Source organism: Sphingopyxis sp. (assembly GCF_019459305.1).
GTDB lineage: Bacteria > Pseudomonadota > Alphaproteobacteria > Sphingomonadales > Sphingomonadaceae > Sphingopyxis.
On record NZ_JAIBES010000136.1, the window covers coordinates 1 to 26006 of the forward strand.

24 protein-coding genes are annotated in these 26006 nt (G+C 66.3%); 1 reads left to right on the plus strand and 23 read right to left on the minus strand.

Annotated features, from left to right (window positions below; genetic code table 11):
- Positions 1-156: 156 nt before the first annotated feature.
- Genes K0M74_RS16180 through fliE form a run of 17 tightly spaced genes read right to left on the minus strand, consistent with a single transcriptional unit; the run spans position 157 to position 13835 of the window.
- Complete coding sequence (locus tag K0M74_RS16180) at positions 157-546, minus strand: flagellar export chaperone FliS (RefSeq protein WP_293974792.1); 390 nt, start codon at positions 544-546, stop codon at positions 157-159.
- A gap of 11 nt (positions 547-557) precedes the next feature.
- Positions 558-1934, minus strand: coding sequence for a flagellar filament capping protein FliD (gene fliD, locus K0M74_RS16185; protein WP_293974793.1), 1377 nt, complete (start codon positions 1932-1934; stop codon positions 558-560).
- A 45-nt stretch (positions 1935-1979) separates the two neighbouring features.
- Entirely contained in the window at positions 1980-3119 is a 1140-nt protein-coding gene (locus tag K0M74_RS16190; protein ID WP_293974794.1) for a flagellar type III secretion system protein FlhB, read from the minus strand.
- A 4-nt stretch (positions 3120-3123) separates the two neighbouring features.
- Complete coding sequence (gene fliR, locus K0M74_RS16195) at positions 3124-3903, minus strand: flagellar biosynthetic protein FliR (protein ID WP_293974795.1); 780 nt, start codon at positions 3901-3903, stop codon at positions 3124-3126.
- Between the two features lie 7 nt (positions 3904-3910).
- Complete coding sequence (locus K0M74_RS16200; RefSeq protein ID WP_088440544.1) at positions 3911-4156, minus strand: flagellar biosynthetic protein FliQ; 246 nt, start codon at positions 4154-4156, stop codon at positions 3911-3913.
- Positions 4157-4189: 33 nt separating this feature from the next.
- Entirely contained in the window at positions 4190-4960 is a 771-nt protein-coding gene (gene fliP, locus K0M74_RS16205; RefSeq protein WP_293974796.1) for a flagellar type III secretion system pore protein FliP, read from the minus strand.
- Positions 4950-5228, minus strand: coding sequence for a flagellar biosynthetic protein FliO (locus tag K0M74_RS16210; RefSeq protein WP_088439960.1), 279 nt, complete (start codon positions 5226-5228; stop codon positions 4950-4952). The genes fliP and K0M74_RS16210 overlap by 11 nt, the downstream gene beginning before the upstream one ends.
- Positions 5228-5566: a flagellar motor switch protein FliN gene (gene fliN, locus K0M74_RS16215; RefSeq protein ID WP_088439961.1), complete on the minus strand. Its 339-nt coding sequence runs from the start codon at positions 5564-5566 to the stop codon at positions 5228-5230. Before fliN ends, K0M74_RS16210 begins: the two co-directional genes overlap by 1 nt.
- Positions 5559-6461, minus strand: a complete 903-nt coding sequence (locus tag K0M74_RS16220) for a FliM/FliN family flagellar motor switch protein (RefSeq protein ID WP_293974798.1) — start codon at positions 6459-6461, stop codon at positions 5559-5561. Before K0M74_RS16220 ends, fliN begins: the two co-directional genes overlap by 8 nt.
- A gap of 26 nt (positions 6462-6487) precedes the next feature.
- Complete coding sequence (locus K0M74_RS16225; RefSeq protein WP_293974800.1) at positions 6488-7096, minus strand: flagellar basal body-associated protein FliL; 609 nt, start codon at positions 7094-7096, stop codon at positions 6488-6490.
- 17 nt (positions 7097-7113) lie between these two features.
- Positions 7114-8436, minus strand: coding sequence for a flagellar hook-length control protein FliK (locus K0M74_RS16230; protein ID WP_293974802.1), 1323 nt, complete (start codon positions 8434-8436; stop codon positions 7114-7116).
- Positions 8433-8879 (minus strand): hypothetical protein, encoded by a 447-nt coding sequence (locus tag K0M74_RS16235; protein ID WP_293974804.1) that lies wholly within the window; start codon positions 8877-8879, stop codon positions 8433-8435. The genes K0M74_RS16230 and K0M74_RS16235 overlap by 4 nt, the downstream gene beginning before the upstream one ends.
- Positions 8876-10207: a FliI/YscN family ATPase gene (locus tag K0M74_RS16240; protein WP_293974805.1), complete on the minus strand. Its 1332-nt coding sequence runs from the start codon at positions 10205-10207 to the stop codon at positions 8876-8878. The genes K0M74_RS16235 and K0M74_RS16240 overlap by 4 nt, the downstream gene beginning before the upstream one ends.
- Complete coding sequence (locus tag K0M74_RS16245; RefSeq protein WP_293974807.1) at positions 10204-10803, minus strand: FliH/SctL family protein; 600 nt, start codon at positions 10801-10803, stop codon at positions 10204-10206. The genes K0M74_RS16240 and K0M74_RS16245 overlap by 4 nt, the downstream gene beginning before the upstream one ends.
- Complete coding sequence (fliG, locus tag K0M74_RS16250; protein ID WP_293974809.1) at positions 10796-11827, minus strand: flagellar motor switch protein FliG; 1032 nt, start codon at positions 11825-11827, stop codon at positions 10796-10798. Before fliG ends, K0M74_RS16245 begins: the two co-directional genes overlap by 8 nt.
- Positions 11820-13478 carry a flagellar basal-body MS-ring/collar protein FliF gene (fliF, locus tag K0M74_RS16255; RefSeq protein WP_293974811.1) on the minus strand — a complete coding sequence of 553 codons (1659 nt, stop codon included), beginning with the start codon at positions 13476-13478 and terminating at the stop codon, positions 11820-11822. Before fliF ends, fliG begins: the two co-directional genes overlap by 8 nt.
- Positions 13479-13481: 3 nt before the next feature.
- Entirely contained in the window at positions 13482-13835 is a 354-nt protein-coding gene (fliE, locus tag K0M74_RS16260; RefSeq protein ID WP_293974813.1) for a flagellar hook-basal body complex protein FliE, read from the minus strand.
- Positions 13836-14082: 247 nt separating this feature from the next.
- Here fliE and K0M74_RS16265 point away from each other — a divergent pair, with 247 nt between their 5' ends.
- Positions 14083-14898, plus strand: a complete 816-nt coding sequence (locus K0M74_RS16265) for a flagellin (RefSeq protein ID WP_293974815.1) — start codon at positions 14083-14085, stop codon at positions 14896-14898.
- Between the two features lie 157 nt (positions 14899-15055).
- Here the strand turns inward: K0M74_RS16265 and K0M74_RS16270 are convergent, their stop codons facing one another.
- The 6 genes from K0M74_RS16270 to K0M74_RS16295 form a co-directional block, all read right to left on the minus strand.
- Positions 15056-18328: an error-prone DNA polymerase gene (locus K0M74_RS16270; RefSeq protein ID WP_293974817.1), complete on the minus strand. Its 3273-nt coding sequence runs from the start codon at positions 18326-18328 to the stop codon at positions 15056-15058.
- Positions 18325-19860, minus strand: coding sequence for a DNA polymerase Y family protein (locus tag K0M74_RS16275; RefSeq protein WP_293974819.1), 1536 nt, complete (start codon positions 19858-19860; stop codon positions 18325-18327). Before K0M74_RS16275 ends, K0M74_RS16270 begins: the two co-directional genes overlap by 4 nt.
- Positions 19766-20554 (minus strand): hypothetical protein, encoded by a 789-nt coding sequence (locus K0M74_RS16280; RefSeq protein ID WP_293974821.1) that lies wholly within the window; start codon positions 20552-20554, stop codon positions 19766-19768. The genes K0M74_RS16275 and K0M74_RS16280 overlap by 95 nt, the downstream gene beginning before the upstream one ends.
- A 71-nt stretch (positions 20555-20625) precedes the next feature.
- On the minus strand, positions 20626-22023 hold the full coding sequence (locus tag K0M74_RS16285) for an efflux transporter outer membrane subunit (protein ID WP_293974823.1): 1398 nt from the start codon (positions 22021-22023) through the stop codon (positions 20626-20628).
- Complete coding sequence (locus K0M74_RS16290) at positions 22020-25214, minus strand: efflux RND transporter permease subunit (RefSeq protein ID WP_293974825.1); 3195 nt, start codon at positions 25212-25214, stop codon at positions 22020-22022. The genes K0M74_RS16285 and K0M74_RS16290 overlap by 4 nt, the downstream gene beginning before the upstream one ends.
- A 6-nt stretch (positions 25215-25220) precedes the next feature.
- Positions 25221-26006: efflux RND transporter periplasmic adaptor subunit (locus K0M74_RS16295; RefSeq protein ID WP_293974827.1), on the minus strand; the 786-nt coding region annotated here is incomplete at its 5' end.

Below are 26006 nucleotides of genomic sequence, written 5' to 3' on the forward strand. Positions count from 1 at the left end.
AAAAAACGGGGGGCGGGGGGCCCCCCCTCCCCCCCCGCCCCCCCCCCCCCCCCCCGGGGGGCGGGTTACCCTGGGGTATTTTTTTAACGGGCTCGGGCCGGCCCCCCACCCCCTGGGGGGGGGCCGATCCTGTTTTGGCGATGGATTACGCCGGCTTCAGCGCAGCTGGCGCCACGCCGCGCTGACGGTCAGCACCCCGTCGAGCAGGTCGGCGAGCGACTCGCCGTCGTTTTGAGCCACCGATTCGTCGAGCTTGCGGCGCATGCTGCGATAGACGCGCGACAATGCGGCAGCGACGTCGCCGCCGGCATCGCGGTCGAGCCCGGCGTCGAGGCCGATCAGGATCGCGCGCGCACGGTGCGCGGGCTCGGTCGCCGAAATGCGCTGACCTTGGCGGACCATCGACCCGAGCACACCGATCGCGGTTTCCAGCTCGTCATACAGCATCGTCACCAGCTCGATCGGGTCGGCAGCGGCGGCGCGGCTTTCATGCTGCAAGCGGCGATAGAGTCCGGTCGCCCGGACGGTCGAGGCGGTAGCGGTCACGGTCGGCACCCTTAATTATTACCCTGGTTGGTCCACATCTTGATCTGTTGCTCAAGATAGGTTTGCGTCGCCTTGAACGCGGCCAGTTTGGCGTCGAGTGAGCCATATTGCTTCTCGAGCCGGGCGCGATACGCATCTTCGCGCATCTCGATATTCTCGAGCTGGTCGGCAAGCGTTTCCTTGCGGCTGTTGAGCGACTTGGTCACGCGGTCGATCACCCCGTCGGTCGCGATCGCCCGGTCGCGGATGCTGTCGAGGACAAAGGCGATGCCGGGGTCGCTCGCCTCGGTGCGCCCGCCGTCGCGGCGCGGGTTGAACATCGCCTCGACCGCGCCGGCGTCTGCCGCCAGCACCTGCGCAAGTTTGGTTTCGTCGAGCGCGAGCAGACCGTCCTTGGTCGTCGATACGCCGATGTCGGTCAGCTTGTTGATGGTCGGGTGGCTGGAGATCACGGTGCCGATCAGGCCCGACAGCTCGCGTTCGAGTTCGCGCAGTGCGGTCGTCGATCCCGACTGACCAGCGGCCGACGACAGGCTTTTCTTGAGCTGGTTATAGACCGAGACGAAATCGCCGACGGTTTGTTTGATCATGTCGAGCGGGCGGCTGGCGCCAATGTCGACCGGCTGACCGGGGGCCGCCTTTTTCAAGGTCAGCGACATGCCGGGAACGACGTCGTCGATGGTGTTCGATGCGCGGCTGAACGCGACGCCGTCGATCGAGAATTCAGCGTTGGCGGCGCTCTGGCCCAGCGTCATGCCGCCGTCCGCGCCATAGGCGAAGGCGGAAAGACCCGGATCGGCGTCGGCGTTGGCGGCGAGGGTGAAGGCATTGGTGGCGCCCGAGGGACCTTTCAGGATCAACCGGTGGCCGCCCTGATCGGCGATGATCGACGCGGTGACCCCGCCGCCGCTCGAATTGATCGCGTTGGCCAGCCCGTCGAGGCTGTTGTTGGCGGCGTCGATGGTGATCGTCGTGGCGACCCCGCCGACGGTCAGCGTCATCGTGCCGGTGCCGATCGCCGCGGTGCGGTCGGCGACAACCCCCGAATAGGTGCTTTGCGCGCGCGCCAGCTGGTTGACGACAACGGTCGCCGCAAAACTGTCGGCGTGGATCCCGGCGCGCGCGGTGGCGCTGAGCACGCTGTCGTCGGACACCGTCGGGGTGCTGCGCAGCGTTCCGTCGCTGATCATTTGCGCCAAAGAATCGGCAAAGCCTTCGAGATCGGATCGCGCCTGCGCCAGCGCGCTGATCCGCGTCTGGTTCTGCTGCGTCAGCGTATTGATGCGCGCCACCTTGGGCTCGCGCGACGCCGCGGCCAGGTCGGTGACCAGCTGCTTGGTGTCGATGCCTGACCCAAAGCCCAGGCTGTTGATGATGGAAGTGACCATGGCGAAATATCCTTCGCACCTGTTAACGGCGGCGCGCGGACGATTTTAAGCTTGCCGGCGTCCGTCGGGGTCGAAACGATGCGTCGGCGGCACATCGACCACCGGCTGCCCATGACCTTCGGCGACCATGCGTTCGAGCTGGAAGACGAAGGCGAGCACGGTGGCGACCGCGACGAACAATTCATCGGGAATCACGCGCCCGGCGCGCGCGGTGAAATAGATGGCGCGGGTCAGCTGCGGATATTCGAGCAACGGCACATTGGCGCCGCGCGCCAGTTCGCGGATCGCCAGCGCGACGTCGCCGCGCCCGCGCGCGACGACGACCGGCGCGGCGTCGACCCCGGGGCGATAGCGCAGCGCGACCGAGAAATGGGTCGGGTTGGTGAGCACGACGGTCGCGTCCGACACCGCCTTGCGCGCCGATCCGCTCAGGATGTCGTGCGCGCGCTGGCGCTGCGCCTGTTTGAGTTCGGGGGCGCCGTCGGACTGGCGCATCTCTTCCTTGATTTCCTGTTTGCTCATCATCAGCCGCTTGTTGCGCTGCAACCACTGCACCGGGACGTCGACCAACGCGATGACGACCAGCCCGCCAGCGAGCACCAGCATCGCATGGCCGATCGCCTGTCCGGCCAGCCCGACTGCGGCGAACAGGTCGGTCGATGCCATCGTCATGATCGCAGGCAAATTGCGGCTGACCAGCCAGTAACCGATGGTGCCGAGCAGCAGCACCTTCGCCAATGCCTTGCCGAGTTCGGTCGCGCCCTGCAGTCCGAACATCCGTTTGAGTCCGGTCATCGGGTTCATCCGGTTGCCCTTGAAGTGCAGCGCTTTGCCGCGCCAGCCGAACGAGCCGAGCAGGGCCGGCCCGGCGACCGCGGCGCCGAGCGCGAGCGCGAACAGGCTGGCGAGCGGCAACAGGATCTCGGTGCCGTTGCGCATCAGCGCCTCGGCGGGCGCAAAATCGGCGACGTCACTGGCGGTCAAGGTCAGTCCGCGGCGGACGAGGTCACCCGCCGATTGCACGAACCAGCCGCCCGCGGCGACGATCCAGCCCGCAGCGGCGAGCATCATCAGCGCGGTGGCCAGCTCGCGCGACATCAGCACATCGCCTTCGCGCGCCGAATCGCTCAGCTTTTTGGGGGTGGGCTGTTCGGTTTTCTGGTCTTGCTCGGGTTTGCTCGCCATCGCGTCAGAGCCCCGCGAACATTCGCGCGGCGTCGAGCGCGTCGGACAGGATGCGCATGATCGCCTCGGCCATCGCCGGGGTCGCGACGCCGAGCAGGATAATGCCAGCGAGCAGGGTCGCCGGAATGCCGACCGCGAACAGGTTGAGCGCGGGGGCAGAGCGGCCGATGACGCCCATGATGATCTGCACCAGGATCAGGACAAAGCCGACCGGCATCGCAATCGTCAGCGCCGCGGCGAACATCAGGCTGCCGAACCGGATGACGCCGCCGATCGCGTCGAACGAGGGAAAGGCGTTGCCGGGCGGAAGCGCGACATAGCTGTCGACGATGATCCCAATCAGCACGAGGTGGCCGTCGGCGGCAAGGAATAGCGCGGTCGCCAGCATCGACAGGAATTGGCCGATCGCCGAGCTCGACGCGCCGCTGATCGGATCGACCATCGACGCAAAGCCCAGCCCCATCGCGTTGCTGATCGCCTCACCCGCCAGCAGTGCGGCGGCGAGCCCCATTTGCAGGACGAACCCGATGCCGAGACCGATCACGACTTCGCCGATGACGAGCAGCAATCCGGGGACCGAAACAATGCCTTCGGGGGGCAGCGCCATGCCCGACGCGGCGACGGCGGGGACGCCGACCGCCAGCGCGATCACCAGCCGCAGCTGCACGGGCACGCTGGTCGCGCCGAACACCGGCGCGGCGATGAACGCGGCGCCAGGGCGGATCATCCCCAGCATCCACAGCTGCAGCATCGCTTCGATATTCGGGATGTCGGCGGGGTCCACGGCGGATTTAGCGGACGACGTTCGGGATCTGCGCGAAGATGTCGCGGGTGAAGTCGGTGAGCAGCACGAGGATGCTGCCGCCGAAAATCGCGAGGCAGATCGCCGCGACGATCAGCTTGGGCACAAAGGTCAGCGTCTGTTCGTTGATCGACGTCGCCGCCTGCACCATGCCGAGCAGCACCCCGATGACAAGCACCGGCAGCAGCAGCGGCGCCGAGGCGAGCGCGAGGATCCACAGCGACTGCTGCGCCATGCCGATGAAATAGTCCGTTTCCACGTTAAGCCCCTACGTCCCGAACGAGGCGGCGAGCGAGCCCATCGTCAGCGCCCAGCCATCGACGAGCACGAACAGCAGCAGCTTGAACGGCATCGAGATGATCGTCGGCGACAACATCATCATGCCGAGCGACATCAGCGCCGACGCGACGATCAGATCGATGACGAGGAAGGGCAGGAAGATCAGAAAGCCGATCTGGAACGCGGTCTTGAGCTCGCTGGTGACAAAGGCGGGCAGCAGGATCGAGAAGGGCACGTCCTTGGGGCTGGCATAGGTCGGCGCCTTGGCGATCTTGGCAAACATCATCAGGTCGGATTTGCGCGTCTGCGACATCATGAAGCCATGGAGTGCGACCCCCGAACGCGACACCGCTTCGCCGATGTCGATCTGTTCCTGACCATAGGGTTCGATCGCAACGCGGTTCACTTCGCTGATCACCGGCTGCATCACGAACAGCGACAGGAACAGGCTCAAACCGACCAGAACCTGGTTCGGCGGCGTCTGTTGCAGGCCGAGCGCATGGCGCAGGATCGACAGCACGATGATGATGCGGGTGAAGCTGGTCATCATCAGCAGCAGCGACGGCAGTACCGTCAGCAAGCTCATCAGGACGAGGATTTGCAGCGACAGGCTGAGCGGGCGCCCATCGCCGCCGATGTCGTTCACCGCGCGGCTGAGCCCGTCGGCGGTCTGGGCAAAAGCGGCAGGCGCGGCGATCAGCAGCACGAGGCCGCCGATCAGCGCCGCGGCGCGCAGCCCGGTCTTGCGATCAATCTGCATGGAAGTCGCCCTGGCTATCGTCGGCAATCCGCGTGATGCCATTGCGCGAGACCGCGACCAGAATCCGCTGTCCGGCAAATTCGACCACCGCTAGCTTCGATCCCGGACCGAGCGGCAGCACATCGACCATCTCGACCGCGCGCGTCTTGGCGCCGCCGCCGACAAGCGGCACGCCCATCTGGACGCGCTTCCACAGCCACAGGCTGCCCCACGCCATGCCGCCGATCAGCGGCAGCAGGATGAGCAGGCGGAGGATATATTCGAACATCAGCCTCTCCGCTCGAAGCCTTCGAGGCCGCGCGCCGGGGCGACGACTTCGGCGACCTGGATGCCATAACGGCCATCGACGCTGACGATCTCGCCCTTCGCGATCAATGTGCCGTTGGCATAGATGTCGAGCAGGTCGGTTGCCGCGCGGTCGAGTTCGATCACGCTGCCCTCGTCGATCGCGAGCAGTTCGGCGAGCGTCATCGAGGTCGATCCGACCTCGACCGACACGCGCAGCGAGACACCCGCGAGCAGGTCGAAATTGGGCGCCGCGGCGATGTTCTTGTTGTCGCGGCGGTCGGCGCGGGGCGCCGTCGGCGCGTCGCTGAGGTCAGTCATCGTTCGGTCCTTTTTCGATATGTTCGATCATGATGGCGGCGTTGCCATTGGCTTCGCCGATGCTGCCGACCGCAAAGCTGCGGCCCGCGACGGTCACCGGCACATGGCGCGGCATGCCGAGCGGAATGATGTCGCCAACCTCCAGCGCGAGCAGTTTGACGAGGCTGATTTCGGGGCGCGCCAGCACCGAGCGCACGGGCAGTCGCACGTCGCGCAGCGCCTTGTTGAGCGCGCCCGCCCACACCGGGTTGGCGGCGCCGGGCATTTCGGCCACAGGCTCCGCCCCGGCGACACCGCGCAGCGCGGCGAGCGGATAGGCGCAGGCGATCGTCCGCCCCTCAAACGGCGCACCGCGCAGGATGAAGCGCTGCACGAACAGCTCGTCATCGGCGCGCACCGCGGCGAGCTTGGCGGGATCGCCGGTGACGCAGTCGAGTTCGGGTTCCAGCGTCAGCTTGTCGCCCCATGCGGCGGCGAGTTGCAGCCCCATGTCGCGCCCCAGCCGCGCCGCGAAGCGCTCTTCGGCATCGGTCAGCTCTTCGCGTTCGGCCGCAAGGCCGCCCTTGCCGCCATAGAAGATGTCGACGAGCTGGAGCAGCAACGGCCGCGGCGCCGCAAGCAGCACCGGCCCCTTGAGCGGCGGCGCATGATAGCGCCAGAAGATCGCGGGCGCGGTCGCTGCGGTCCAGTCGGCGAAGCTGATCGTTTCGGCATCGCCGCGCTCGACCTGGATCGACGGCACGCCGAGCGCGCGGATCAGGTCGCGCAGGCTGCGGCCGAACTGGATCGCAACGCTGTCGAGCGCCGGAAAGGCATAGCTGTCCGCCGCCTTGCGCAGCAGCAACGACGCCTTGGCGTCAACCGCGTCGGTGGTCGGGGCGGCCGGCGGTTTCACGGCTTTGACGGATTTTTCGCGAACACTCACTGGATCACCAGGCTCGTGAAATAGACATTGTCGACACCACCAAAACCTTCTTTCTCGCGCAGCACATCGTTGATTGCCGCGGTCAATTGCCGCTGCAGCCGTTGTTTCCCCTGCGATGTCGAGAGCAGCGCCGGATCCTGTTCGGACAGCACCATAAGCACGACCGAGCGGATCGGCACAGCCTGGCGTTTGATATTATTGATAACCTTGCCGTCATAGAAGGTCGAAAGGCTGATACCCGCCTGCAAAAACCCCGAGCCGTCGGCGAGGTTGGTGGTGAAGGCGTCAGGGATCGCGAAATAAGTGACTTCATATTTGCGCGGGTCGACCTTGAACTTGTCGTTGGGCACCGACACGGTGCCGACCTTGGGCGGCGCTTCCTTGTCGTCGCCTTCGGCGGCGGGGGCTTCTTCTTCGCCGCTGCTGCGCACGACCAGCTTGGGATAATGATCCTCAGGCTTGGCCTCATGCGCCGACAGCGCGCCGAAATAGATGCCCGCACCGGCGCCCGCGCCGATCAGGACGAGCGCGCCGACGCCGATGAATAGCAGCTTCTTGAGCTTGCCCTTCGGCTTGGGCGCGGCATCGGGTTTATCCTTGGTCATCGTCATATCCCTTATGGTCAGGCGAAGCGGCCGCGGCGGTCGGCGGCCTCTTCGGGATCGCGCGCCTTGGCGCGCTCGGTAACGGTTTCGATCAGGTGGCTGACGTCGTGCGTGCCGGGGCGGCCCTGACCCTGCGACTGGCCCTGCATCTGGCGGCTGGTGTCGCCGGGGGTGCAGGTAACTTCGCTGCCGGAGATGCGCACGCCCTGCTGGCGCAGGTCTTCGACCAGGCGGCCCTGCGCGGCGGTGAGGATCGTCGCGGTCGCTTCATGTTGGGTGTCGAGCTTGAGCGCCACGCCCTCTTCACCCATCACCATCGCCACGTCGAGACGGCCCAGGTGGCGCGGCATCAGGCGAAAGCTGATGTCGCCGCTGTCCGATTTGGTCGCGGCGATGTCGTGCGCCAGCTGGTCAATCCACGCGCCATCGCTGGCGAGGTCGAGCACGCGTTCGGCAATTGTGACCGGCGCGGCGGTGCCGGCCAGCATCGCGGCGCCCGTCGTCATGGACTGGACAAGCTGGATTGTCATCGACGACGCCGCGTCGGCGGGCTTGGCGGCGACCGGTTCGGTCGCGGTGACAGCGGGGCCAGGAGGTGTGGCGGCGCGCGCCTTGCCCGCCGTTGGCGCCGTGATCGCCGTTTCGATCTCCACAGCAGCGGGCTTGGCTTCGGCGCTTCGCGGCTTGTCGGCGGTCGGCGCGGGGGCAACGCCCTCGGCAGTCGGCGCCGCGTCGCCAGTGGTGAGCGCGGTGGTGTCGTTCGCCTTCGCCGGCTTGCCCACGACCGCAGCAATCACCACCGCGGCGACAGGCGCTGCGGCGACCGGCAGCGCCGCTGCGGGCGCCGGGATTGTCGTCGTAGCGGGGGTTTCGGGTAACGCGACCGTTTCAGCGGGTTTGGTGGCTGTGGCACCGTTTTCAGCTGCTGCTGTGCCGTCGCCCTCGACCTCGATTTCGACTGCCTTGAGCGATTTCATTTCGGGCGTGGCGGCGCTGCCGTTCAATTCGATCAGCAATTTTGCCGCCGATGCAGCGACCGTGTCGGGATCGGTTTTAGGCGCCCCGTCCTTCGCCTTCGCGCCCGGCGCATCTAATGTAATTTCCGCGGCGACCATTTCGGCCGCAACGGGAGCAGCTGGGGCCGACGTCGCGACGGCAACCGGCGTCACCGACGTGGCCTTGGCCGCAGCGGCATCGACCGTCGGAATGGCCGCGAGCAGTTGCTCGAAACCACCGTCCTCGCCGCCGCCCGTCGGTGTCTGGCCGATCGTGCTGAGGAAGGCCGCAAAGCCCGCGAGCGTCGACGCCTGCGGGTTGGGCAGGGAGGCCGCGCCCATCATGCCGCGCCGCCTTCGATCAGGCGCAGTCGCATGCCGCCGCGTGCACGGTGCGGGCGGTTGGCGTCACGGCGGCGTTCGGCCTCCGCTTCAGCCGATTTGCGGCTGCGTTCGTACAGGCGGACCGCCGATTCTTCCTTGGCCATCGCGCTTTGGGCGAGCACTCCGGCGTGGTCGCGGCGGGCGCTGGCGTTGACCAGCGGCGCGGTCAGATTTTCCTGCGCGATGTCGAGCCGCATCGCGAGTTCGCCGATCGTGTTGAGCGCGCCGCCGGCAACCGCGCCCTTGGCCATCGCCAGGTCGACGCGCAGCGTTTCGAGGCGGCGGGCGAGTTCGACCAGGCTGGCAAGCTCGCCATTGGCCCGCGCCAGATTGGCTTCTGCCATCTGATGTTCGACGGTGCGCACGCGGATGATACGTTTGCGGCGTGCGGTACGGGCGGTCATGCGGAATATCCTTCAATCAGGGTCTGGCGGGAAATATCGTAATCGACCTGCGCCTTGGCGGGCTGGGTCACAAAGGCGAGCTGGTCGGCGTGGCACGCGATAGCGGTGTCGAGCACCGGATCGCCGCCGGCAACATACGCGCCCATCAGCATCAGATCGCGGTTCTCTTCATACGTTGACCACAGCTGGCGAAAGCGCGCGGCGGCGGCGGCATGCTCGGGGTCGACCGAATCGACCATCGTGCGCGAGAGCGACCGCGCGACGTCGATCGCGGGATAGACACCCTGTTCGGCCAGCTGGCGCGACAGGATGATATGGCCGTCGACGATGGCGCGCGCGCTGTCGACGACGGGGTCGTCGATGTCGCCGCCATCGGCGAGCACGGTATAGAGTGCGGTGATCGATCCGCCGGTTTCGCGGTCGATCCCCGCGCGTTCGCACAGCGAGGGAATCAGCGCGAACACCGACGGCGGGTAACCCTTCATCGTCGGCGGTTCGCCCAATGTCAGCCCGATCTCGCGCTGCGCATGCGCGACGCGGGTCAGACTGTCGATCAGCAGCAGCACCTTCTTGCCGTCGGCGCGAAATGCCTCGGCGATCGCGGTGGCGCGCATCGCGGCGCGCAGGCGCAGCAGTGGCGGATGGTCGGCGGGAACCGCGACGACGACCGCCTTCTTGCGGACTTCGGGGGGCAGCTTGGTTTCGACAAAGTCGCTGACCTCGCGGCTGCGTTCGCCGATCAGGCCGACGACGATGACGTCGCATTCGGTACCCGCGATCATCTGACCCATCAGCACCGATTTGCCAACGCCCGACCCCGCGATGATCGCGACGCGTTGGCCTTCGCCAACAGTCAGCAACGCGTTGATCGCGCGCACCCCCATGTTGAGCGGGCGGGTGACGCGGCCGCGGCGTAGCGGATTGACCTTGCGCCCGGCGAGCGGCCACTGGAATTGCGATTTGACCGGCGGGCGGCCGTCGAGCGGATGGCCCTGCGCGTCGATGATACGGCCGAGCAGCGCCTTACCGCACGCGACCATGCTGCTCGCGCCATGCGGCTCGACCGGGGCACCGGTGACGAGCGGCATGTTGGTGTCAAAGGGCAGGACCAGGCTGCTCTGGCCGCGAAAGCCGACGACCTCGCCATAGACATAGTCGTTGTTTGCGGACTTGATCCGGACGTTGCTGCCCAGCGGCTGCGGGAACCCCGAGACTTCGAGCATGATGCCCTCGTGCGACACGAGCGTGCCGATACGGCGCGGGCTGGCATTGGTCAGGTCGATCGGATCGAGCAGCTGCTGCGCGGAGAGGGCGAGGCGGCGCGTCATGCGGGCGCCCCTTCGCCCAGCGCCACGCACAGTTCGTCGAGATAGACGGCGCGGCCATGTTCGATCCAGCCGGTCGAGGTTTCGATGCGGACGGTGCCGCGCATCATCGCCGGGTCGCTGGCGAGTGCCAGCGGCAGCGGGCAATCGGTCAGCAGCGCGGCATCGTCGGGGTGAACCCACAAAGTGCGGGCCTTGTCGGCGTCAGCAACGAGCGCCGCGGCGGTTTCGGCCTGTGCCTGAAGCCAGGCGGCGTCGATCGGGGCGTTGGCGACGATCTGATGCACCAGCCGTTCGACGGTGCGTGCGATCAGCTGCGCCAGTTCTTCGCTCGGTTCGTCCTGCAACGCCTCTGCATTGGCGAGCAGCGCGAGCAATTGGTGGCGTTCGGCGACATAGGCCGCTTCGGCGACGCGCTGCCCTTCGGCCAGGCCGCGGGCAAAGGGGTCGTCGAGGTCGAGTTCGGTGGCGCTGCCGTCGGTGGTTTGCGGCGGGCGCGCGTTGCCGGCAAAGGCCAGCGGGCGAAAGTCGCTGCTCCGCGCCATCGCTTCGGCGAGGGTGACGGGGGCAAAGCCGGTTTCGGCAGTGCGATCAGACATAATCGTCGCTCCCGCCCGCGATCATGATTTCGCCCGAGGCGGCCATCTGGCGCACGATCGTCATCACGGTCCTTTGCGCATCGTCGACATCGGCGCGCTTGACCATCGTCATTTCGGCCATCTCGTCGCGGATCGTTTCCGACGCGCGCTGCGACATGGTGGCAAGGCACAGGTCGACCATGTCGTCGTCGGCACCCTTGAGCGCCACCGCCAGCTGCGCCGCGTCGACCGAGCGCAGGACCGACCCGAGGCTCTTTTTGTCGAGATCGCGGAGGTTTTCGAAGATGAACATCTCTTCTTCGATCGCTTGCGCGAGCGCTTTGTCGGTCTTCTTCAGCGCGCGGATCGTGCGCTCGCTCAGCGACTTCGGCATTTTCTTCATGATCTTGGCGACGTCGCTGGGGCCGCCAATCGCCTGTTTGGCGACGCGCTGGCCATCGACATTGGCGCTGGCGAGCACCGATTCGAGATCCTCGATCGCCGCGGCGGGGACCGAGGTCAGCATCGCGGCGCGCAGCACCAGATCGGCCTGCAGGATTTCGTCGAGCGTTTCGATCGCGCGCGCGGCGACGTCGGGGACAAGCACCGACAGGATCAGCGCGCCGACCTGCGGATGTTCTTGCGCGAGCAGGCCACTGATCGCCTCGACGTCCATCCAGCGCAGGATTTCGAGCGAGGCGGCGCTGCGCTGCGGCGCGATGGCGGCCAGGATATTGTCGGCGCGCACATTGCCCACCGCCTGATTGATGACGGTCCGGATGCGGACGTCGGCGCCGATCGCCAGCGCGCTGACATCGCGGCTGCGCACGACAAAACGGTCGAGCGCCTGCCCGATCTGCTGTTCGCTGGCGTTGGCGGTGTCGAACATCGCCTTGGCGAGCTGGCGCACTTCGTCGGGGGCGAGATGTTTTAGAATCGTGGCGGCTTCGTTTTCGTCGAGCAGCATCAGCAGGATCGCGGCGGCAGCCGATCCTTCGATTGCGGGTTTCGTCGGCGTGTCCATCATCTCGGCGGCGTCAGGCACGGGCGCCCTCCTGCATCAGCTGGCGGACGACGAGCGCGGCGCGCGCCGAATCCTGACGGACAAAGGCGCGGACAAGGTTGGCGCGCGTTTCATAGCTTGGCGCCTGTTCGATCATTTCGAGCGTGATTTCGCGGCCTGCGGCTGGGCCGGCGAGCGCGGGACGCCCGTCGGTCGCGGCGAGCAAAGTTTCCTCCAGCGCGGCGTTGCGTTCGGCGCGTTCGGCGGCGCGCGCCTTGGCGGCGCGGATCAGCGGACGACCGATGAACAGGAAGGCGAGCAGCGCGGCAAAGATCGCCCCGACCTGCTTGACCAGCGGCAGGAACCATGCCTGATCGTAAAAGGCGGGCTCGGTGGTTTCGACCTGCACGAACGGGCGCTGGCTGATCGCCACCTGATCGCCGCGCGTCGCGTCGAAACCGATCGCGCCTTTGACCAGGCTGTCGATCTTGGTCATGTCGGCCTGGGTCAGCGCCTTCTTGCCCTGATTGAGCGCGACGGCGACCGAGACGCGGCGGATCTTGCCCTGCGGCGAGTGCGTCACCGAAATCTCGCGGCCGACTTCAAAGGCGCGCGCGGCATTTTCGTTGCTCTCGGTGCCGGAGGTAACGGCCGGGGTGGGCGTCGGGGTTGGCGCGTTGGCGGTGACCGTCGTCGCCTGCGGCGGCTGGTTCGACAGCGCGCCGGGGATTCCGACGGCGGGCGGGGTGCCCTGACCGCTGACGGTGCGGGTAATCTGTTCGCTGGTCATCGCGCGGTCGTTTTCGGGAAAGCTTTCGCGCGTCGCCTGGCTTTCGGACATATCGACGTCGGCGTGAACCTCGACACTATAGTTACCAGCGCCGAGCATCGGGCCGAGCAAGGTGTCGAGGGCGCGGCGGAAACGGTCTTCGACCTGCACCTGCAACTGGAACGCCTTCATGTCGCTGCCCGACGCGGTGTCGGACAACAGCGCGCCGCGCTGGTCGATCACCGATACCTGATCAGCGTTCATGCCGGGCACCGACGAGGCGACGAGAAAACGGATCGCCTGCACCTGACCGTCGCTCAGCGAGCGGCCGTTCTGCAGTGTCAGCATCACCGATGCGGTCGAGGGCTTGTCGTCGCGAACGAACAGGCTGGGTTCGGCGGCGGCGACATGGACGCGCGCGCTTTTTACGGCGTCGATCGTCTCGATCGTGCGCGCCAGATCGGCTTCGCGCGCCGAGCGCAAGGCTTCGCCTTCGATCGCGCGGCTTGATCCCATCGGTAGCGCCGCGATCAGACTGTCGCCGCTCGGCGCCGCCTTCGGCAGACCCTGTCCGGCGAGCGCGATACGCGCCTGATGCAATTTATCGGCATCGACGGTCAGCGCGCCGGTGCTCGCGTCGATGCTGTGCGCGATGCCCTGCGTCTGGAGCGCCTCGGCGACCGCCGATTTGTCCATGTCGTCCAGCCCGGCGAACAGCTGCGCCTGCGGCGATGATTGCATGGTGAAATAAGCAAGCGCCGCGATGCCGATCGCTGACGTCATGGCGATCGCGGGCAGTGCGCGCTGCACCGCGGGCTGGCGGACGAAGCCGGTGAGCGGGGCGAGGCGGTTCCCGAATGCGGGGGCGGGCAGGCGGTTCGCATGACCGTCGTCGACGGGGGCGAGGATCTGGGTGTCGGCCATGGGTTAAACCGGCATGTTCATGATGTCGCGATACGCGGACAGCAGCTTGTTGCGGACCTGCAACGTGGTTTCGAAACCGAGTGAGGCTTTCTGCCGCTCGATCATCACGCTGACGATGTCGTGGGTATCTCCGCGCTCATAGGCTTCGGTAATCTCGCTCGCCTTGGACTGCTGGGCATTGACCTGTTGCAGCGCGTTGTTGATCGCCGCGCCGAAATCGGGGGTTCCGCCAGCGCCTTCGACGCCGCCCTCAGCGGTGCCAATGCCGCCGCGACCGGCGGCGCGTTGCAGCGCCTGGTTCTGATTGAGGATCGAACTGCGCATCTGCAGCAGCCGGCTCGGGTCAATCGTGCTCATTGCTTTCCATCCGTCCTGTGCGCAGCGGTGCGCCGCACGCAAAGAACAATGCAAAGGCCATGCCAAAAGATTTAACAGTTATTTTACAACAGGTTAACTCGTCTCGCCAGTCGCGGCGGTCAACCTTCGGCATTTTTTTGACGGCGCAGGCTTAAGCGCCGCGACCGCCCGCCGTTACTGCTTTCCGTGACCGCTCCTCGAGCCCTCACATCACGGGAATGGCCATCGAGGCCGGAAAGGAACAACAATGACTGTCATCAACACCAATGTGAGCGCGCTTCGCGCCCAGAACAACTCGCGTGTTGCCGAACGCGCCCAGTCGCAGGCGATGGAACGTCTGTCGAGCGGCAAGCGCATCAACAGCGCGAAGGACGACGCCGCCGGCCTCGCCATCGCCACCCGCATGGACGCCAGCGTCCGCGGCCTGACGCAGGCCGTTCGTAACGCCAATGACGGCATTTCGCTTGCGCAGACCGCCGAAGGCGCGATGGGCGGCATTTCGAACATCCTGGTTCGTATGCGTGAACTGGCTGTCCAGTCGGCCAACGGCACCAACGCCGCGACCGACCGCACCGCGATCCAGACCGAAGTTACCGCGCTGATCGCACAGATCGGTGATATCGCCACCCGCACCACCTTCAACGGCACCAACCTGCTGTCGGGCGGCGCGAGCATCGACATCCAGACCGGTACGGCATCGGGTGAGACGGTCAACATCGCGATCGGTGACCTTACCGCCACCGGTCTCGCCGTTGCCGCAGTCGACCTGTCGACGTCCGCCGGTGCCGCGACGGCGCTGGGTCTGCTCGATACGGGCATCCAGACGGTCGCTACCCAGCGCGCCAACCTTGGTGCCCAGCAGAACCGGCTCGAATCGGCTGTCGACAATTTGACGTCGACTGTCACGAATCTGGCAGCCGCCAAGTCGCGCATTGAAGACACCGACTTCTCGGCGGAATCGACCAAGCTGGCTGCGGCCTCGATCCTGTCGCAGGCATCGACCGCGATGCTCGCCCAGGCGAACCAGAGCCAGCAGGGCGTGATGAACCTGCTCCGCGGCTAACATCCGCGAACGACTTTCAGGCTATATTCGGTTGGTCCCTTAGATAGCCTGATCCGATGCCCCGGCCCCCACAGCCGGGGCATCAACTTTTTGTCTGCTCGGCGCAGCCGAACAGGGAGCGGGCTGGTGCCGTTTGCTGACGTCAGTCGTCTACCCATCAATGAAAATCCCGCGACTTGGGCAGGATACGGACGTCGCGTGGGTGGCCGTGCTTCGCCACATAGCCGCGCGGCAGTTGTGGATGCGCAACCTCGTCGGCGCGGCACAGGTCGGGACGCACTTCGCGCCCGTCGCCCAAGGTGTCGAGCATCGCCGTCCGATCGACAATGCGCGTCGCCATCAGGTGGATGACGCCCTCCTTGCTCCGCTGCACCTCACCCTCGGCCAGCATCAACCGCGACGCCATGACGGCGCGGCGATGTCGTTCGAAATGGCGCGCCCACAGCAGGATGTTGACGACCCCGCCTTCATCCTCGAGCGTGATGAAGATCGCATTGCCCTTGCCTGGGCGCTGACGAATCAGCACGATCCCCGCGATACGGACGATCGAGCCATTCTTTGCCGCCATTACCTGCGCCGCGCTCAACACCCCCTCACGTGCGAAATCATCGCGCAGAAACGCCATCGGATGGCCTTTCAGCGACAGCCGGGTCGTCTGGTAATCGGTGAGGACATTTTCGACGAGCGGCGTGGGCGGCAGCTGCGCATCGTCTTCGGCGCCGAGTTCGTCTGCTTCGGCAGCGCCGAACAGCGGCAGCACCCCCTGTCGTACCCGGCGCGCGTCCCACAGCGCGGGACGCCGATCGAGCCCCATCGACCGGCAGGCATCGGCCTCGGCCAGCAGCCGCAGCGCGCGCGCGGGCAGGTCTGCGCGGCGGGCAAGTTCCTCGACGGCGGTAAATGGCGTAGCCCGTGCCGCGACGATCTGCGCGGCCCAAGCCTCGCGAAAACCATCGACCTGCCGAAAGCCGAGGCGAAGCGCGAGGTTGCCGTCAGCCCTGCGCTCAAGGCTGCTGTCCCACCTGCTCGCGTTGACATCGACTTCGCGCACTTCGACGCCATGCTCCTGCGCGTCGCGCACCAGTTGCGCGGGGGCGTAGAAACCCATCGGCTGCGAGTTGAGCAGACCGCAAGTGAAAACCGCGGGGTGGTAATGTTTGATCCATGACGAGACATAGACGAGCCGGGCGAACGACTGCGCATGGCTTTCGGGAAAGCCATAGCTGCCAAACCCCTCGATCTGCTTGAAGCAGCGCTCGGCGAAATCCTGCTTGTACCCGCGCGCGACCATGCCGCCGACCATCTTCTCACGGAAATTGTCGATCGTGCCGACATTGCGAAAGGTCGCCATCGCGCGGCGCAGGCCGTTGGCCTCCTCAGGAGTAAATTCGGCGGCGGTGATCGCCAGATTCATCGCCTGTTCCTGAAAGAGCGGCACACCGAAGGTGTGGCCCAGAACTTCGCGCAATTCATCGGGGTCATGAGGCGGGTCAGGCGACGGATATTCGACCTCTTCCTCTCCGTTCCGCCGCCGCAGATAGGGATGCACCATGTCGCCTTCGATCGGTCCGGGACGGACGATCGCGACCTGCACGACCAGATCGTAGAGCTTTCGCGGGCGCAGGCGCGGCAGCATGTTGATCTGCGCACGGCTTTCGACCTGAAAGACCCCGATGCTGTCGCCCTTGCACAGCATGTTGTAAACCGCCGGATCCTTGGAATCGATGTCGAGTTCCAGCGTGTGATCGCCCAGCCCATGTTCGCGCATCAGGTCGTAACATTTGCGGATGCAGGTCAGCATGCCGAGCGCGAGGATGTCGACCTTCATCAGCCCGAGCGCGTCGATGTCGTCCTTGTCCCACTCGATGAAGGTGCGGTCCTCCATCGCGGCATTATGGATTGGAACCAGTTCGTCGAGCCGGCCCTGCGTGAGCACAAAGCCGCCAACATGCTGCGACAGGTGCCGCGGCGCTTTCAGCAATTCGCCGACAAAGCGGTGCAGCCGTTCGATCTCGCCAATGTGCGGATCGAGCCCCGCTTCGATGAGTCGTTCGACCGGCACTTCATCACCCCAGCTTCCCCAGCTCGTGTCCGCGAGCCGCGCCGTAACATCCTCGCTGAAGCCCAGCGCCTTGCCGACCTCGCGGATCGTGCTGCGCGGGCGATAATGGATGACGGTCGCGGCGATCGCGGCGCGGTCGCGGCCATAGCGATCATAGATATATTGAATGACCTCCTCACGCCGCTCATGCTCAAAATCGACATCGATGTCGGGTGGCTCATCGCGTTCGGCGGAGACGAAGCGCGAGAAGAGCAGCTTATGCTCGACCGGGTCGACCGAGGTGACACCGAGCAGGAAACAGACGATCGAATTGGCGGCGGACCCCCGGCCCTGGCAGAGGATCGGCGGATCCTGCGCGCGCGCGAAGCGGACGAGGTCGTAAACGGTGAGGAAATAATAGACATAGTCGCGCTTGCGGATCAGCCGGAGTTCGTTGCCGATGAGCTTGCGAACCTTGGGTTTCAGAGGAGCTCCATAGCGTTCCTCTGCTGCCGTCTTCACCAGATGGTGTAGATAGTTGAACGGTTTCCATCCGTCCGGCACCGGCTCGTGCGGATATTCATAGCGCAGGTCGTCGAGCTGGAAGTGGATGCGCGCGAGCAGCGCGGCGCTTTGCTCGATCGCCTGGGGGTGCTGCTGGAACAGCCGCATCATTTCGGCGGGGGCTTTCAGATGGCGTTCGCCATTGGCGCGCAGCAGTTTGCCCGCCTTGTGGATGTTCACCCCCTCGCGGATGCAGGTGATGATGTCGTGCAGCGGGCGCTGCGCAATGCTCGCATAGAGCGCGTCGTTGGTGGCGAGCAGCGGGATGCGCGTCGCCGCAGACAGGCGTTCGCGTGCGGTGAGCTTTCGTGCATCGGCGCCCGCACGCGGCATCGTTGCGGCGAGCCAGACGGATTTCGGTCGCGCGTGTTTGAGGGTGCGGAGCAGGGCTTCATCGCCATCCATCGCGATCAGCAGCAGGTCGTCGCAATGCTCCAGCAAATCCTCCAGATGGAGAATGCAATCGCCCTTTTGTGCGCGCAGGTTGCCGGTCGAGAGCAGCCGGGTCAGCCGCCCCCAGCCGTGGCGCGTCGTCGGATAGGCGATGATGTCGGGGGTGCCGTCGGCGAAGGCGAGGCGCGCGCCAACGACGAGGCGGAAATTGGCGACACTTTCAGGCTGCTTGACCTGGAGCTCTTTCAGGAACGCCCACGCCCGCACCACCCCCGCCACGCTGTTGCGGTCGGCGATGCCGATGCCGGGCATGCCCAGCGCGATGGCTTCGGCGACCATGTCGGCGGGGTGCGAGGCGCCGCGCAGGAAGCTGTAGTTGGTCGCGGCGACCAGTTCGGCGAAGGGGGGTGCAGGTGCAGGGTCTGTGCTCATGCGAACAGCCCGTGGATATACCAGCGCGGGTCGGGCTTTTCGTCGTACAGTCCGTGGCGAAACAGCCAGTAGCGGCGGCCGCGGTCGTCCTCGACGCGGTAATAGTCGCGGGTCAGCCCGGCATTGTCCTTGCGGCGCCACCATTCGCTCGCGATCCGTTCCGGCCCCTCGTAACGGCGGATCGCGTGGGTGGTGCGGCGCCAGCGGAAACGGTGCGGCGGGCCGTCGGGAACCTCGGCGATCACCTCGATGACCTGCGGCGGATCGAAGAGATAGAAAGGGCGCAGCGGCGGCTCGCCGGGTTCGGAAGCGGGCCAGGACGTCGGCGGCGGGGCGTCGATCGCGGGCAAGGGGAGCTGCGCCTGCTCAGGAATATGCGTGTCGACAGCGGCGAATTTTCGGACGCCGCCACGGCCGATCCGCGTCGCCAGCCGGTCGACCAGTTCGGTCATCGCCGCGGCGCGCACTTCCCCGCCTTCGAGCTTGAGCTGGGTCGCGGCAAGCGCTTCGAGCCGCGGCACCGCGAGGCGCATCATGTCGAAGCCGAAGCCGGGGTCGAGCGGATCGCGCAGTCCATCCATCCGCTCGGCGAACAGACGCATGACGAGGTTGCTGTCGCGCGTGGGATGGCCGGTCTCGACCGCGAGGCTGCGTGCCAGGCCGTCGCTGCGAAAAAAGGTGGCGCGGAAATGGCGCCCGCCCTTACCGCGTTCGGTCAGGTCCGCGATCGCTTCGCCGACCAGTTCGGTGAGGATCTGGGTCGCGTGCGGCATGCTGGCGACGGGTTCGGCAAAGCGGCGTTCGGTGGCGATCGGCGGCGGGGTAATGCGCGGATCGAGCGGGCTCGGCGCGTCGCCGAGCAGGCGGCGCAGCGCGGTCGCGGCGTCGGCGCCAAAGCGCGCGGCGATGTTCGCCATCGGCCGCGCCGCGAGGTCGCCGATCGTCTTGAGCCCGGCGCGTACGAGCGCGGTTGCCGCCTCGGCTTCGAGTTCGAGCGCGGCGACGGGCAGGCGGCGGATCGCGGTCGCCTCTTCGGGGGCAGGGCGTGTCTGGTAGCGCGCGAGCGCGCGCGCGGCGTCGGCGGTGGGGCCAAGCGCATGGCGCAAGGTCATGCCGAGCCGGGTCAGCCGCCGGTCGATGTCGTCGATCAATCCCGCCTCGCCATCGAACAAATGGGTGCAGCCGGTGATGTCGAGGATCAGCCCGTCGGGCGAATCGAGCGCGACAAGCGGGGTGTAGCGCGCGCAGCCCTGCGCGAGCCGGTCGAGCCAGTTCTGGTCGAGGACGGGATCGTGCGGCACGATGGCAAGGTCAGGCACCTGTGCCCGCGCGTCGGCGAGCGGCATGCCGACGCGAAGCCCAAGCGCCTGCGCGCGCGCATCGATGCTCGCGAGGCGCAGCGCGCCGCGCTGCTTCTCGGCAAAGACGAGCGGGAGGTCAGGCGGCTTCGGCGCCGAGCGGGTGAACCGTTCGGCGGGCAGCCAGGGGAAGAACAGCGCCAGATAGCGCCGCGTCCCTGAAAGCTTGCTCATCTTTATCCCAATCGAGTCGCCAGCGGGTTCCGGCAGGGCCGCCGCGCCAGCGCAGCAGTTCAAGGTCGAAGGCGGGCGCGCCGGGGGCGTCGGCTCCAAGTTCGCGCGACGTTGCGGCGACGATGCTCCAGCGCGTTTCGGCGACGCTCGGCGTCGGCGCGGCATTCAGACGCAGCATCAGCAGCGTCGTCCCCGCATCGCGCGCGCCGAGCGTCAGGCGGCGACCGGCGGTGAGATCGAGCAGCGGGAATTTGCCCCAGCTTTCGACGATCACCGCCGCCGATCCGACGCAGCGCACCGCATCATTGGCGCAGGCGAGCAGCATCTTGGGATCGGCGGTCTCGATCAGCAGCAGCCGGTCGGGGTCGCCGCCGAGTTCGGCGATGCCGGGGGCATAGATATGCCCCGTGCGGCGCCCGGCATCGACGGTGCGCAGCCACAACAGCGGCACCTTGCCCGGGGTGCGCAGCGCGACCAGTGCCGCAAAGGCAGCGGCGCTAGCCCCGTCGAGCGCGTCGGCGGCGAAAAATTCATGCGTGCGACCCACTGCCAGCCCGCCCCCGAGCGCCGAATCGAACGCGTCATGCCCCGTCGCCAGCCAGCCCTCGGCCGGGCGGCTTTCAGGGCCACCAGTGGCGGCCAGCCGGGCGATGCGCTGGCGCAGCCCGGCGAGAGGTTGGGACGACTCGCGCATATATGTTCCTGATTTGTTCCAATAGCGCGCGAGCGAGGGGGATTGTCAAGGTGAGTCCGCCATGACGAAGGTTAGGACGTTGTGGCGCCTGCGCCGCTATCGCCGCCTAGCGCACGGAACAGCGCAATCCGGGTCTGGACCAGCAGCAGCTGGGTCGCGATCTCGCTGCGCCGCGCCGCATAGAGGCTGCGCTGCGCGTCAAGGCTGGCGAGGAAGCTGTCGACCCCGCCCTTATAGCGGGCGTCGGAAAGCATCGCGGTATCGGCGGCGGCGGCAGTGTTCGCCGCCGCGGCGCGCACCCGCTCGGCGATCGTGCCCTGCACCGCAAGCGCATCAGCGACTTCGCGAAACGCGGTCTGGATCGCGCCTTCATAGCCCGCCAGCGCGGCGTCACGCTGCGCTTCGCTGACCGCAACGCCCGCGCGGCGACCGCCCGCGTCGAAGATCGGCGCGGTGACGTCGCCACCCGCCGACCAGCTGAACGATCCACTGTCGAACAGGCTGGACAGGGCGTTGCTGGCAAAGCCGAGCAGTCCGGTCAGCGAGATCGACGGGAACAGCTGCGCGCGCGCAACGCCGATGTCGGCACTGGCGGCGCGCAGGCCATATTCGGCCTCGATCACATCGGGACGGCGGAGCAGGATTTGCGAGTCTACCCCCGCTGGGAGGGAAGCGATAGCAGGCGTGACGTCGGCCAGCCCGTTGGGCAGCAGCGCACGATCGACATCGCCGCCGACGAGCAGGCGGATAAGATTTTCGTCCTGCGCCAGCGCGCTCGTCTGCGCCGCAATCGCATCCTCGGCGGTCGCCAAAATCTGTTCGGCCTGGCGAAGATCGGTGCGCGGTGCGACGCCGCCGTCTAGCCGAGCGCGGGTCAGCCGGACATTTTCGCGCGCATTGGCGGCGGTATCCTGTGCAATCGCGAGCAGATCCCGGTCGGCGCCATAGGTCGCCCACGCTTCGGCCAGATTGGCGATCAGCGCGAGCCGCACAGTGCGCGACGCGGCCTCGGTCGCCAGCGCGCGGTTGCGGTCGGCCTCGGTCGCATTGGCGAGCTTGCTGAACAGGTCGAGTTCGAACGCGGTGATCCCGCCGCGCAGCGAGAAATCGCCGCTGCCGCTCGCACCATTACTGTCGGAATAGCCCGCGCCGCCGCTGATCCCGATGGCGGGGAACTGCCCGGCTCGCGTGACGCGCGCCTGCGCCCGCGCCGCGGCGACATTGGCATAAGCGACGCGCAGGTCGCGGTTGTTCGTCAGCGCCTGCTCGACCAGCGACTGAAGACGCGCATCGGTGAAGACGCTTTGGTACGACAGGATCGGCAGCGCCGTCTCGCTTTGCAGCAGGTATGCGTCACCGACCGGCCAGCTTTGCGGAACGGGCGGGGTGGGCAGCACGGTCTTCGGCGCCAGTGAGCAACCGGCGAGCGCGAGCGTGCTTACAAGCAGCAAGGTGCGGGTGCCGATCATGCTGGCACCTCGGCGGCGCCGTCGGCTTTGGCCCTGCCAAAGCGGGTGCGAACCGCGGCGATTCCGTCGCGCACCCCGCGGCGGACGAGAACGAAGAACAGCGGGATGAAGAAGATCGCGAGCAGGGTCGCGGTCAGCATCCCGCCGATCACCGAGGTGCCGATCGCGATCCGGCTGTTCGCGCCTGCCCCCGACGCCAGCGCGAGCGGCAGCACACCGAAGATGAAGGCAAAGCTCGTCATCAGGATCGGGCGCAAGCGGATGCGCGCCGCGGCGATGGCGGCCTCGATCACGCGTTTGCCCTTTTTCTCTTCCTGTTCGGCGAACTCGATCATCAGAATGGCGTTTTTGGACGCCAGTCCCATCGTCGTCAGCAAGCCGATCTGCAGATAGACGTCATTCTCCAGCCCGCGAAGCGACACGGCAATGACCGCGCCGACCAGCCCGAGCGGGATGACCAGCAGCACCGCGACCGGGATCGACCAGCTTTCGTAGAGCGCCGCGAGGCAGAGAAAGACGACGAGCAGCGACAGCGTATAGAGCAAAGGCGCCTGCCCCGACGACAGCCGTTCCTGATAGGATGCGCCCGACCAGGCGACGCTGGTGCCGGGGATTTCGGCCGCCAAGGCCGCGATCTCGTCCATCGCCTCGCCCGAACTGGTGCCGGCGGTCGGCTCGCCCGAAATTTCGAACGCGGGAATGCCCTGAAAGCGCGAGGTCGTGCTGGGTGTCGTCGACCAGCTGATCTGCGAGAAAGCCGAAAAAGGCGACATTTCGCCGTCGGCCGAGCGCACATACCATTGGCTGAGGTCTTCGGGTTTGGAGCGATACGGCGCGTCGCCCTGGACATAGACGCGCTTCACCCGTCCTTCGTCGATGAAGTCGTTGACGTAGCGACCACCCCAGGCGGTCGACAGCGTGCTGTTCACATCAGCGTTGGTCAAACCGTAAGCGGTCAGCCGCTGGGTATCGATATCGATCTTCAGCGTCGCCAGGTCGGGCAGGTCGCTCAGCCGCACCGAGGTCAGCTTGGGGTTCGCGTTGGCGGCGGCAATCAGCCGTTCGCGTGCGGCGGCGAATTCCTCGCGTGTCATGCCGCTGCGGTTCTGAAACTGCATCGTAAAGCCCGACGAATCGCCCAGCCCGCGCACCGAGCCGGGGACGAGGGCAAAGACCTGCGCATCGCGCAGACCCGAAAAGGCCTGGCGGGTCCGCGCGGCGATGGCATCGGCGGTGTTTTCCTTGCCGGGGCGGTCGTCCCAATTGGCCAGGTTGACGAATCCGCGCCCGGTATTCTGTCCTGACGCACCCCCGCCGCCACCGCCGGCGTTGATGAACAGCGATTCGATATTCGCCTTTTCGGCGCTGAGCAGATGGTCCTCGATCGCGTCGCGCACCTCGAGCGTCCGCGCCTGCGTCGCGCCCGCCGGCAGGCGGAATTGGATCTGGACCCGGCCCTGATCCTCGCCGGGCAGAAAGCCGCCGGGCAGGCGCAGGAACAGAAACGCCAGCAGGACCAAGATGATCAGATAGATACCCAGAAAGCGCCATTTGCGATCGACGACGCGCTCGACGCTGCTGACATAGCGGTTGGTCGTGCGTTCGAAACTGGTGTTGAACCAGGTCTTGGCGCGCGTCAGTGCGGCATCGACGCGCGGGAAACGCGGCGGCGGCGGTTCGCCGTGGCCACGCTGCTTGAGCAGGGTGGAGGTCAGCGCCGGGCTGAGGATCAGCGCGACGAAAACCGACAGCGCCATGGCGGAGACAATGGTGATCGAGAATTGGCGATAGATGACCCCGGTCGAACCGCCGAAAAAGGCCATTGGCAGGAAGACCGCCGACAGGACGAGCCCGATCGCGATCAACGCGACCTGTAATTCCTTCATCGACTGGATCGTCGCCTCGCGCGCGGTCATGCCGGGATTTTCTTCCATCAGGCGCTCGACATTCTCGACCACGACGATCGCGTCATCGACGAGCAGCCCGATCGCCAGGACCAGGCCGAACAAGGTCAGCGTGTTGATCGTGAAGCCCGCAAGATAAAAAACCGCGAAGGTGCCGAGCAGCACCACCGGCACCGCGATCGCCGGAATCAGCGTTGCGCGCCAGCTTTGCAGGAACACGAACATGACGATGATGACGAGCAGGATCGCCTCGAACAACGCCTTTTGCACTTCGCTCACCGACAGGCGAATGAAGGTCGTGGTATCGTTGATATAGGCATAGCCCAGCCCATCGGGCATGTTGCGCGAAAGCTCGGCCATCCGCGCCTTCACCCGATCGACGGTCGCCAGCGCGTCGGCACCCGGCGACAGCGAGATCGCCATGCCCGAACTCGGCTGGCGGTTCAGCCGCCCCACCGAGCTATAGCTTTCTGCGCCGATCTCGACCCGCGCCACATCGCGAACGCGCACCGCCGATCCATCAGGCAGGGTTTTCAAAATAATATTCTGGAATTCCTCGGGGGTTTGCAGGCGCGACTGGGCGGTGACGGTGGCGGTCAGCAGCTGGCCCTGCGGCGATGGCAGGCCGCCGACTTCGCCTGCGGCGACCTCACTGTTCTGAGCCGAGATCGCGGCAATCACGTCGCCGGGCATTAGTGACACCGCGGCCAGCCGCTGCGGGTTCAGCCAGATCCGCATCGCGTGGGGTGACCCGAAAATATTGACGTCGCCGACCCCCTCGACCCGCGACAGCGGATCCTGGATGTTGGTGGTCAGATAGTCCGACACGTCATAGTTCGAGCGCGTTCGCGTCTTGTCATAAACGCTGACGATCAGCAAAATGTCCGAATTGGATTTGCTGACCCGGACCCCCTGTTGCTGCACCTGCGCGGGCAGGCGCGACACCGCCGACTCGATCTTGTTCTGCACCTGCACCTGCGCGATGTCAGGATCGGTACCCTTGTTAAAGATCGCGGTGATGCTGGCCTGTCCGCTCGCGCTCGACTGCGAACTGAAATAAAGCAGTCCGTCGATCCCGGTCAGCTGCTGCTCCAGAATCTGGGTGACGCTGTTCTCGACCGTTTCGGCCGACGCGCCCGGATAACTGGCGCGGACATTGACCTGCACCGGCGCGATATCGGGATATTGTTCGATCGGTAGCGAGCGCAGCGCGCCGAACCCCGCGAGCATGACGACGATTGCCAGCACCCAGGCAAAGATCGGCCGGTCGATGAATATTCGCGACATGAGGGGCTATTTCGCCTTTTCTGTGGCTTGGCCCGTAGCGGGCGCCCCCACCCGCTGCGGACTGCTGGCCGGGACCGGCCGAACGTCGGCGCCGTCGCGAAGATTGCCGACACCCTGGGTGATCACACGGTCGCCAGCGCGCAGCCCGTCAGTGACGATCCAGCTACCGCCAACCGTCCGCGACGTAGCGATTTTGCGGCGCACAGCCTTATTGTCCTTGCCCGCGAGATAGACAAAGGCAGACCCATCGAAATCGCGCTGCACCGCTGGCTGCGGTACCAGGATTGCAGTCGGATCGATCGCCTGGTCGAACATCGCGGTCACGAACATGCCGGGCAGCAACAGGCCATTGGGATTGGGAAAGCGCGCGCGCAAGGTCACGGTGCCGGTCGCCTCGTTCACCGTCATCTCGGAAAATTCGACCGTACCGGCAAAGCCATAGGCGCTGCCGTCTTCGAGCCGCAGGCGCACGGCGGCGCTGCCTTGTGAAATGCCGCCACTGGCGATCGCCTGACGCAGCGTCGTCAGCTCGGCGCTCGATTGCTGCATGTCGACATAAATCGGGTCGATCCGCTGGATCGTGGTCAGCGGAACCGCCTGGCTGGCACTGACCAGCGCGCCGGGGGTCGCGAGGCTGCGGCCGATGCGGCCGCTGATCGGCGCTGTAATCGTCGCATAGCGCAGCGTAATGCGCGCAGTCTCAAGCGCGGCATTGTTCTGGGCGACCCCGGCGCCCGCGCCCCGCCCCCCCGCGCGCGCGGGGGGATAATAAAACTCAGCAAAAGGAAGCGA